Genomic DNA, 9,193 nt, shown 5'->3' with positions numbered 1-9,193 from the left:
GTCGCGGATCTCGTCGGCGTCGACACCCCAGAGCGCGCTCTTCGGGGCCCAGCCACGGTAGCCGTTGACCTCGAGTCGGCACCACTCCGGGTCGCACTTGTCCAGATCGGCGATCACCCCGGATTCGAGCCGGGCGATGACGCGCGCCTCGGGCGAGGGCTGGAAACGCAGCGCCAGCATGTCTTCCTGCACCAGCACGGTGCGGTTGCCCGAGAGGAGCACGTAGTGGACCCAGCCTCCAACGCCGTCGTGATCGCGGATCTGCCGCCAGTGGCCGTATTCCGCGACCACCTCGACCGGCATGTCGCGACGCAGGAAGACCCAGTCGATCCGGTGGGTCTTCGAGGGGCCCCGGCGGATGTTGGCCTTGTCCGATTTCATCGAGACGAAGCGGGGCAGGGGCAGGTGGGTGACCGAGCCGAGCTGTTGCGGCTGTGCCTCGGGCAGCGGCGGCGGGGCGGGTTGCGCAGCGGCGGCAACTTGCTGGCCCGATGCCGGACCCGGTGCCGGGGCCGTGGGGGCGGAGGGGGCTGCCGGGGCCTCGTGCCCGGGCATGTCCGAATCCTCGAAGCCCGGGGTTTCGGCCGCGACGGGGGCCGCGATACCGCCGAGGATCGCGAGGCAGAGGGCAAGGGCTGCCGTGGCGAGGGGGGGCAATGCATGGGGACGCAGAGCCAGGAGGGGCCGCGCCCTGGGGCGCCTGCGCGACTGGATCATGTTGCTGCTCGCTTCGTGACTGCCTCGCCGGGGGTTCTTGTGCCCCCGCACGCTTTGGGCCACCTTGCCTGTGAATTGCCGCAATGGGAAGACGGAGGAGCCTGCCCATGCCATCTCGCCGCCTGACTGTTGTCGCCACGCGACGCTTGCCTGAGCGGATCGAGGCCCGGATGTCCGAGCTGTTCGAGCTGCGCAGTGGTCCCGCCGGGCGGCCGATGACGCGGGACGAGCTGGCGCAGGCGCTGCGCGAGGCGGATGTGCTGGTGCCCAACCTGCGCGATCGTCTGGACGAAGACTTGCTGGAGCAGGCAGGCAGCGCGCTGCAGCTGATCGCGAATTTCGGCGCCGGGGTCGACCACATCGACCTCGAGGCGGCACGTCGGCGCGGCATCCTGGTGACGAACACCCCCGGCGTCGCCACCGGCGATACCGCCGACATGGCCATCGCGCTGATCCTCGCCCTGCTGCGCCGCATCCCCGAGGGGCTGGCGCGGATGCAGTCCGAGGACTGGGAGGGCTGGAGCCCCGACGCCATGCTGGGGGCCCGGGTCTCTGGGCGCAGGCTCGGCATTCTCGGTATGGGCCGCATCGGGCAGGCGCTGGCGCGTCGCGCGGCGGCCTTCGGGATGGAGATCCACTATCACAACCGCCGCCCGCTTCGGCCCGAGACCGAGGCGGCGCTGCAGGCCCGCTACTGGGAAAGCCTTGACCAGATGGTGGCGCGGATGGATGTGATCAGCGTGAACTGTCCGCATACGCCCTCGACCTACCACCTGATGAACGCACGGCGGCTGAAGCTGATGCAGCCGGGCGCAGTGATCGTGAACACCTCGCGCGGCGAGGTGATCGACCAGAACGCCCTGACCCGGATGCTGCGCGCCGGAGAGATTGCCGGCGCCGGGCTGGACGTGCTCAACTTCGAGAGCGACGGCAATCCGCGCCTGCGCGAACTGCCCAACGTGGTGCTGCTGCCGCATATGGCCTCGGCCACGCGCGAGGGCCGCATCGAGATGGGCGAGAAGGTGCTGATCAACATCAAGACCCATGCCGATGGCCACCGGCCGCCGGACCTGGTGCTGCCCGGACCCTACTGACCAGGAAGACAAGATGCGCTCTGCCCGAAACTCGCTGCTGTCGATCGTGCTGGCCGCGCTCTGCCTGTTCCTTGCGGTGACGCCGAAGGACAATCCGCTGGTCCGCCAGGCCGAGGCCTACCAGGGCGAGATCGCCCTCGCCTCCGGGGCGACCTACATCTCGCTCAGGGCGATCAATGCCTTCCTCTCGGCGGCGCAGGAGGTGCAGATAGGCGGCTCGCTGGTGGTCGAGGGCTCGGTGCAGCCGCTGAAGTGGCTGGAGCCGGTGGACGACACGGTCGAACGGGTCTCGGCGGCGATCTTTGCCGTGGCGGTGCTGACCGGGGTGCTGAAGATCTCGCTGGCGCCGGTGGCCTCGGTCGGCTTCGCGCTGCTGGCGCTGGCGCTGCTGACCCGGGGCGGCTGCGAGGTGGCGACCGGCTGGCACCGCGCGCCCGAGACGCTGCGCCGGCTTGGGGGCGTCTGTGGCGGGCTGGGCTTCGTCTTTGCCATCGGGCTGCCGCTGGCCTTCGTCGGCGGGGTCTGGGGCGGAGACATCCTGACCGCCGAGGCTGCAGCGCAGGCCAATGCGACGCTGGACCTGATTGCGGCCGAGGCGAAGAAGCTGGTGGCGCTGGACGACCAGTCCTGGCGCGAGAGCTGGGAGGCCTATCGCGGCGCGGCGCGCTTCTTCTGGGACCAGGCCGATGACCTCCTGAACGCGGCGCTGACCCTGGTCGGGGTCTTCCTGCTGCGGATGATCGTGCTGCCGATGGTGTTGCTGCTGGCCCTCTGGGCCGCGGCGCGGCGGCTTGTGGCGGCCTGAAACCCACTTGAGTCCGGGCCTGCACCCGAAGCCGCCCCTGCGGGGCATTGCCGTGTCACGGCCCCTGCGGGGCGGGGCCTCCGGCGGGAGTATTTTCAGCCTGGTGATGGGGCGGGTCGGGCCCGTGCGGGCGGCCGGCAGCCTGGCTGCAAGCGCCCACGCCCCCGGCGGAAAAGGAGGCCGCCCCGGTGGCGTGCCATGGTGCATCACCAGGCGTCAAATACTCCCGCCGGAGGCTTCAGCGCGTGGCGCCGGGCACCCAGAGCACGTCTTTCACGCCGTCGTCATTGGCGATGCGCGAGGCGACGAAGAACCAGTCGGACAGGCGGTTGAGATACTTTACCGCTTCGGCGTTGCAGCCCTCCTCGGCCATCAGTGCCACGGTCAGCCGCTCGGCGCGGCGGGTGACGGTGCGGCAGAGGTGCAGCTGCGCCGAGAGCGCCGAGCCGCCGGGCAGCACGAAGCTGCGCAGGGGCTGGAGGCGCGCGTTCATCGCGTCGATCTCGGCTTCCAGCCGCGTGACCTGCGAGGCGAGGATGCGCAATGGCGTGTAGGGCGCCTCTGCGTCCTTTTCCTTCGCCGGGCGGGCAAGGTCGGCGCCGAGGTCGAACAGCTCGTTCTGGATCCGCGACAGGGCCGCGTCCATCTCGCCCGCGGCATGCAGGCGGGCCAGCCCGAGGGTGGCATTGGTTTCATCCACGGTGCCGTAGGCTTCGACGCGCAGCGAGGGTTTGGGCACACGGGTGCCATCGCCAAGCGCGGTCTCGCCCGCGTCGCCGGTGCGGGTGTAGATCTTCGACAGGACGACCATGTCAGCCCTGACCGCGGATCAGCACGAAGGCGAGGATCAGCAGAACCGCGAGGAACTGCGCGATGATCCGCCATTTCATCAGCTTGTTGGAGGTCTTGCCGTCTCCGCCACGGGCGAAGTTTCCGATGCCCATCATCAGGATGAGGGCGACGATCAGCACGGCACCTGCCGCGACGAGGAACAGGGGATCCTGGGCCATTGCGTTTCCTTCCCTGGGTTTTGCCAAGATCTAGGCGACATGGCGCGGATTGCGAACAGGAAAATCCCGCCGCCTGCCGCGACATGGCCGCCCAGGTTGCGCGTCGGACGGCAGTCAGGCGCCCGAGAGCATCCGGTCGGCCAGGCGCGCGGGCAGGGCGCGGCGCATGATGGCGGCGATATAGGTCGGTGTGGTCACCATGTAGCGCGGCCGGGGGCGGGGGTCTTCCAGTGCGCGGATCAGTTTCGCGGTCACGGCGGCGGGCTCGAGCTCGAACCGGGCCTTGCCCTCGTATTTCGGGCCGCGCTTGTAGAGCATGTCCAGCAGGCCGGCGCGGTAGTCGTCGGCGCGGTCCGAGGCTTCCCAGTCGACCCAAGTCTCGAAGGCCCTGATGGCGTTCTTGCGGAAGTCGGTGCGAATCGGGCCGGGCTCGATCAGGATCGGGTGGATGCCGCTGCCTGCCAGTTCCAGCCGCAGGGTGTCGGTCATGCCTTCCAGCGCGAATTTCGAGGCGTTGTAGGCCCCACGCCAGGGGGCCGCGACGAGGCCCAGCACCGAGGAACAGTTGACGATCCGCCCGCCGCCCTGCCGGCGCATCACCGGGATCACCAGCCGGTTCAGCGCATGGGGGCCCATGAAGTTCACTTCGAAGAGCGCGCGCATGGCCTCGCGCGGGATATCCTCGGCCGGACCGGGAATCGCGAAGGCGCCGTTGTTGAAGACCGCATCGAGGGTGCCGCCGGTGGCCGCAAGCACCTGCGCGAACGCCGTTTCGATACTGGCCTGGTCGGCATAGTCGAGGTGCAGCGCCTCAAGCCCTTCACCCTGTAGGCGGGCGATGTCAGCGGGATTGCGGACCGAGGCGAAGACGCGCCAGCCGCGTGCCTTCAGGCCATGGGCCGCGTCATGGCCGATACCCGAGGAACAGCCGGTGATCAGGATGGATTTGCTCATGCCTCTGCTATGCCTGCGGGGACGGGGCCGGACAAGCAAAGAGCGCCGGGCGGGGCACCGGCGCTCGGACCTGTTGCAGGGATGGGGGCCTCAGCGGGCGGCGCTGACCAGCCAGTCCGCCATCCAGCCGGTCTGGCCGCTGTCCTGCACCCGCAGGTGAACCCAGCCGGACTGCGTTTCGAGGATCTCGACCGGGGTGCCCTTGGTCAGGGTGGCAAGCACGCCATTGCTGGTGCCGGGGCCGGAGCGCAGGTTGACGCGGTCGCCGGTGACGCGGCGCAGGTCGACTTCGGGGGCGGGCTGCTGCTGGACCGAGGCGGGGATGGTGCCGCGCAGCACCGCCTGACGCTCTTCGGCGCTCAGTGCCATGGCGCTGGCCGCCTCGGCCTGCGTGCCGCGCAGGCTGTGCGGGGTCTCTGCGGCGGCAGAGCCGGAGGCCGGCAGGGAGGCCGGGGTCACCCTGGCGAACTCCAGTCCATCGAGGGCCGGATCGAGGCCGCTGTCGTTCTTGCCGGCGATCGAAGCCAGCTGGATCGGCGCGGTGTCTTCGGACACTTCGCTGGCATTGGCGACCGAGACGAAGAGGTTGCCGCCCTCGCGACGGGCGCTCTCGCGGAATTGGTAGGGATCGGGCCGGGCGGTGACGTAGTCGGGGGTCTCGCGTTCCCAGGGCTCGAAATCCGCTCCGCCACTTGCCTGGTAGAACAGGACGGCGAGCAGGAAGGTCGTGGCGGTCATGAAGCGGAACATGGGATCCTCCTTCGGCAGCGGGTTTCCGCGTGTCTCGGCCAGGTCCCCGGGCAGGTTCCCGCCGCGTCGCGGTGTCACTTCCCTAACCGCTGGCAGCGCCTTTGGTTCCCATCCGCGGCGTTGCAAGGGGTGGGGGTGAAGGCGGCGCTTTACCGCCGCGCAGCCTGCGGCTATCACCGCTGCCATGAGTGACACGCCCGAAGATCCCACACCCGGCCCGGCCGAATCCCTGCTGGCCGAGCCGCTGCGCCGCGCCATTGGCGAGCGCTACCTGACCTATGCCCTGTCGACCATCATGCACCGGGCGCTGCCCGATGCCCGTGACGGTCTGAAGCCGGTCCACCGCCGCATTCTCTACGCCATGCGAGAGCTGAAGCTGTCGCCCAGCTCTCGCTTCCGCAAGAGTTCGAAGATCTCGGGCGACGTGATGGGCAACTATCACCCGCACGGCGATACGGCGATCTATGATGCCATGGCCCGCCTGGCGCAGGACTTCAACGTCCGCTACCCGCTGGTCGACGGCCAGGGCAACTTCGGCAATATCGACGGCGACAACCCGGCGGCCTCGCGTTACACCGAAGCCCGGCTGACCGCCGTCGCCGAGGCGATGATGGACGGGCTGACCGAAGATGCGGTCGACTTCCGCGACAACTACGACGGCACCCTGACCGAGCCTGTCGTGCTGCCCTCCTCCTTCCCGAACCTGCTGGCCAATGGCTCTTCCGGGATCGCGGTCGGCATGGCGACCAACATCCCGCCGCACAATATCGTCGAGCTGTGCAACGCCTGCCTGCATCTGATCAAGACGCCGGATGCGCGTGACGACACTCTGCTGCAATACGTGCCGGGGCCCGACTTCCCGACCGGCGGCGTGCTGGTCGAAAGCCCCGAGATGATCGCCAAGGCCTACAGCACCGGCCGCGGCAGCTTCCGCCTGCGCGCCAAGTGGGAGGTCGAGGACCTGGGTCGCGGCACCTGGCAGATCGTCGTGACCGAGATCCCCTACCAGGTGCAGAAGTCCAAGCTGGTCGAGCGTATCGCCGAGCTGATCCAGACCAAGAAGATCCCGATCCTGGCCGATGTCCGCGACGAGAGCGCCGAGGACATCCGGATGGTGCTGGAGCCGCGCAGCAAGAACGTCGACCCCGAGGTCCTGATGGGGATGCTGTTCCGCAACTCCGACCTCGAGATCCGCTTCTCGCTGAACATGAACGTGCTGATCGACGGGCTGACGCCCAAGGTCTGCTCGATGAAGGAGGTGCTGCGCGCCTTCCTCGATCACCGCCGCGAGGTGCTGGAGCGCCGCTCGCGACACCGCCTGCAGAAGATCGACCACCGGCTGGAAGTGCTGGAAGGCCTCGTCACCGCCTTCCTCAACCTCGACCGGGTGATCGACATCATCCGCTACGACGACGATCCCAAGGCCGCGCTGATGGCCGAGGACTGGGGCAAGAAGCGCGCCCGGGCGATCAACGAGAAGGATTACGTCTCTCCGCTGGGGCAGGGGGACGAGGGCGAGCTGACCGAGGTGCAGGCCGAGGCCATCCTCAACATGCGCCTGCGGTCCTTGCGCCGTCTGGAAGAGATGGAGCTGCTGCGCGAGCGCGACGCCCTCATGGAGGAGCGCGCCGGTCTCGAGGATCTGCTGGCCACGCCCGAGCTGCAGTGGTCGCGCATCGCCGACCAGCTGCGCGAGACCAGGAAGACCTTCGGCAAGGACTATCCGCGCGGCCATCGCCTGACCCTGATCGAGGCCGCCGCCGAGGCCGAAGAGGTGCCGCTGGAAGCGATGATCGAGCGCGAGCCGATCACCGTGGTCTGCTCGAAGATGGGCTGGATCCGGGCGATGAAGGGGCATCTCGACCTCTCGGCCCCGGACAAGCTGAAGTTCAAGGATGGCGACGAGCACCGCTTCGCCTTCCACGCCGAGACCACGGACCGGTTGCTGGTCTTCGGCTCGAACGGGCGGTTCTACACCATCCAGGCCTCGAACCTGCCCGGTGGGCGGGGCATGGGCGAGCCGATCCGCCTGATGGTCGACCTGCCCAACGAGGCCGAGATCGTCACCATGCGGATCCACCGTGCGGGCGGCAAGCTGATCGTCGCCTCCTCGGCGGGGGACGGTTTCCTGGTGCCCGAGGACGAGGTTCTGGCCCAGACGCGCAGCGGCAAGCAGGTGCTAAACGTCAAGGACGGTGTGAAGGCGCTGCTGGCCAAGCCGGTCTGGGGCGATCACGTCGCCTGTGTCGGCGAGAACCGCAAGGTGCTGGTCTTCCCGCTTGAGGAGCTGCCCGAGATGACCCGCGGCAAGGGCGTCCGGCTGCAGAAGTACAAGGACGGTGGCCTGTCGGACCTGACCACCATCGTTCTGGCCGACGGCCTGTCCTGGCACGATCCGGCTGGGCGCACCCGCACCGAGACCGAGCTGGCCGAATGGCTGGGCAAGCGCGCCGGCACCGGCCGCATGGCGCCGCGGGGCTTCCCGCGCGACAATACCTTCACCTGATCATGCGCGCCCGACGCGGGGCGCCTGATCCTTTGCGTCCAACGAGGGGGCGGGGCCGGTGGTCCCGCCCCTTGCACGTCAGTCGGCCCGTCCGAAGCCCTGGCAGCAAGCGGGGCCAGGGTGCCGGCGAATGGCGAGATGGGGGGGCAGTCGGGGGCGCTGCCGCCCTTGCGTGCCCAAGGCGATACGGGAAGGCAGCGGAGGCGCTGCGACCCCGTCGCGGGAGGGCGGCACGTAGAAGCAGGCAAGGGCTCCGCCCTCCGTCGCCGTATGGCGACACGCAGAGGGAGGCGGGGGGCTCTGCCCCCCCGTCGCTGCGCGACTCCCCCCGGAGTATTTTCAGCCTGGTGATGCTATGGGGCAGGATGCGGGGGCGGGAACCGTGGCGGGCCTCGTGAATTGAATTGAGGGCGGGGATGGGCTATCGGGTTCGTGCCGCACAGAGAATTTCGGGCCGCACACGCATTCGGCCAAGTTTTACCCGGGGGGTCCATGTACCGCAGCCTTGTCGCCACTGTCGTCGCCAAACCGCTTCTGCCTGGCCTTGTTGCTGCGGCGCTTCTCTTGTCCGCCTGTACCAATCCCGATGACCTTGATGAACCCCTGCCCGATCTGGGCGACTTCAGCCTGGGGCACAACGTGGTGGTGGCCTCGAAGATGAAGAAGGTCGCGATCTCGCGCGAGGCGACGGCAGAGGAATGGGAAGAGGTGGTCCGGGCGGCCATCGCCGAGCGCTTCGGGCGCTACGAGGGCGACAAGCTCTATCATCTCGGGATCTCGGTCGAGGGGTATATCCTGGCCCCTCCCGGCATCCCGCTGGTGTTGTCTCCGAAGTCCGGCCTGATCGTGAACGTCACCATCTGGGACGACAAGGAGGGCAGGAAAATCAACGAGCAGCCCAAGCAGTTCACCGTGCTGGAGAGCTTCTCGGGCGAGACCATGGTCGGTTCGGGCCTGACCCAGACCCGCGAAGAGCAGATGCAGAACCTGGCGCTGAATACCGCCAAGCTGATCGAGGACTGGCTGCTGGAAAACCGCGAATGGTTCGGCGAGGCGCCGGGCCCGCAGGCCGGAATGGCCGTCGCGCCGGGGGCGGTCGAGGGGGTGGATGCCGAGGCCGCCGTGCCGCCGGCTGCCGCGGAAGACGCAGCCGCCGAGGCCGAGGGCTGAGCTCTGTCGGTCCGCGCCGGGCCCGCCGCTGCGCCCGGTTGAAGCGCCGGCCGGTGCCGAGGTGCCGCAGGCGGCGATCTGCCGGCGGAACGCCCCCAAGTGCCGCTTGATTTTCCCCCTCGGACCCAATACATCGCCGACCGAGTGAAATCGGGCCGCTGGCCCCCCAAGACAGAGGCGCCTGACG

At 68.8% G+C, this 9,193-nt stretch carries 9 protein-coding genes; 4 read left to right on the top strand and 5 right to left on the bottom strand.

The features are described from left to right. On the bottom strand, positions 1-555 hold a 555-nt coding region (locus OS124_RS26355; RefSeq protein ID WP_237708056.1), incomplete at its 3' end, for an SH3 domain-containing protein. Positions 556-824: 269 nt separating this feature from the next. Between OS124_RS26355 and OS124_RS0102210 the strand changes: the two genes are divergently transcribed. Continuing rightward, positions 825-1,811 carry a 2-hydroxyacid dehydrogenase gene (locus OS124_RS0102210; protein ID WP_010137664.1) on the top strand — a complete coding sequence of 329 codons (987 nt, stop codon included), beginning with the start codon at positions 825-827 and terminating at the stop codon, positions 1,809-1,811. A 13-nt stretch (positions 1,812-1,824) separates the two neighbouring features. After that, positions 1,825-2,616: a hypothetical protein gene (locus tag OS124_RS0102205; RefSeq protein WP_138919401.1), complete on the top strand. Its 792-nt coding sequence runs from the start codon at positions 1,825-1,827 to the stop codon at positions 2,614-2,616. A gap of 238 nt (positions 2,617-2,854) precedes the next feature. Here OS124_RS0102205 and OS124_RS0102200 read toward each other — a convergent pair whose 3' ends face one another. The 4 genes from OS124_RS0102200 to OS124_RS0102185 form a co-directional block, all read right to left on the bottom strand. Continuing rightward, positions 2,855-3,427 (bottom strand): cob(I)yrinic acid a,c-diamide adenosyltransferase, encoded by a 573-nt coding sequence (locus OS124_RS0102200; protein ID WP_010137662.1) that lies wholly within the window; start codon positions 3,425-3,427, stop codon positions 2,855-2,857. Position 3,428: 1 nt separating this feature from the next. Further along, entirely contained in the window at positions 3,429-3,626 is a 198-nt protein-coding gene (locus tag OS124_RS0102195; protein WP_010137660.1) for a twin transmembrane helix small protein, read from the bottom strand. A gap of 114 nt (positions 3,627-3,740) precedes the next feature. Next, positions 3,741-4,580 (bottom strand): SDR family NAD(P)-dependent oxidoreductase, encoded by an 840-nt coding sequence (locus tag OS124_RS0102190; protein WP_010137659.1) that lies wholly within the window; start codon positions 4,578-4,580, stop codon positions 3,741-3,743. Between the two features lie 90 nt (positions 4,581-4,670). Continuing rightward, positions 4,671-5,330, bottom strand: coding sequence for an SH3 domain-containing protein (locus OS124_RS0102185; protein WP_010137658.1), 660 nt, complete (start codon positions 5,328-5,330; stop codon positions 4,671-4,673). A 184-nt stretch (positions 5,331-5,514) separates the two neighbouring features. Here OS124_RS0102185 and OS124_RS0102180 point away from each other — a divergent pair, with 184 nt between their 5' ends. Together OS124_RS0102180 and OS124_RS0102175 are read left to right on the top strand one after the other, a co-directional pair. Beyond that, the gene (locus tag OS124_RS0102180) at positions 5,515-7,836 is read left to right on the top strand and encodes a DNA topoisomerase IV subunit A (RefSeq protein ID WP_010137657.1); all 2,322 of its coding nucleotides are present in this window, start codon (positions 5,515-5,517) and stop codon (positions 7,834-7,836) included. 492 nt (positions 7,837-8,328) lie between these two features. Continuing rightward, positions 8,329-9,006, top strand: a complete 678-nt coding sequence (locus tag OS124_RS0102175) for a hypothetical protein (RefSeq protein ID WP_010137656.1) — start codon at positions 8,329-8,331, stop codon at positions 9,004-9,006. Positions 9,007-9,193: the final 187 nt, after the last annotated feature.

It is taken from the genome of Oceanicola sp. S124, from assembly GCF_000220565.1.
Classification (GTDB): Bacteria; Pseudomonadota; Alphaproteobacteria; order Rhodobacterales; family Rhodobacteraceae; genus Pseudooceanicola.
Note: the sequence above shows the minus strand (reverse complement) of the source record. Positions and strands in the feature narration are given on the sequence as shown.

Bases quoted from the DNA above. Each gene is read 5' to 3' on its own strand.
- OS124_RS0102210 (WP_010137664.1), top strand. From the start codon at position 825: ATGCCATCTCGCCGCCTGACTGTTGTCGCCACGCGACGCTTGCCTGAG.
- OS124_RS0102205 (WP_138919401.1), top strand. From the start codon at position 1,825: ATGCGCTCTGCCCGAAACTCGCTGCTGTCGATCGTGCTGGCCGCGCTC.
- OS124_RS0102200 (WP_010137662.1), bottom strand. From the start codon at position 3,427: ATGGTCGTCCTGTCGAAGATCTACACCCGCACCGGCGACGCGGGCGAG.
- OS124_RS0102195 (WP_010137660.1), bottom strand. From the start codon at position 3,626: ATGGCCCAGGATCCCCTGTTCCTCGTCGCGGCAGGTGCCGTGCTGATC.
- OS124_RS0102190 (WP_010137659.1), bottom strand. From the start codon at position 4,580: ATGAGCAAATCCATCCTGATCACCGGCTGTTCCTCGGGTATCGGCCAT.
- OS124_RS0102185 (WP_010137658.1), bottom strand. From the start codon at position 5,330: ATGTTCCGCTTCATGACCGCCACGACCTTCCTGCTCGCCGTCCTGTTC.
- OS124_RS0102180 (WP_010137657.1), top strand. From the start codon at position 5,515: ATGAGTGACACGCCCGAAGATCCCACACCCGGCCCGGCCGAATCCCTG.
- OS124_RS0102175 (WP_010137656.1), top strand. From the start codon at position 8,329: ATGTACCGCAGCCTTGTCGCCACTGTCGTCGCCAAACCGCTTCTGCCT.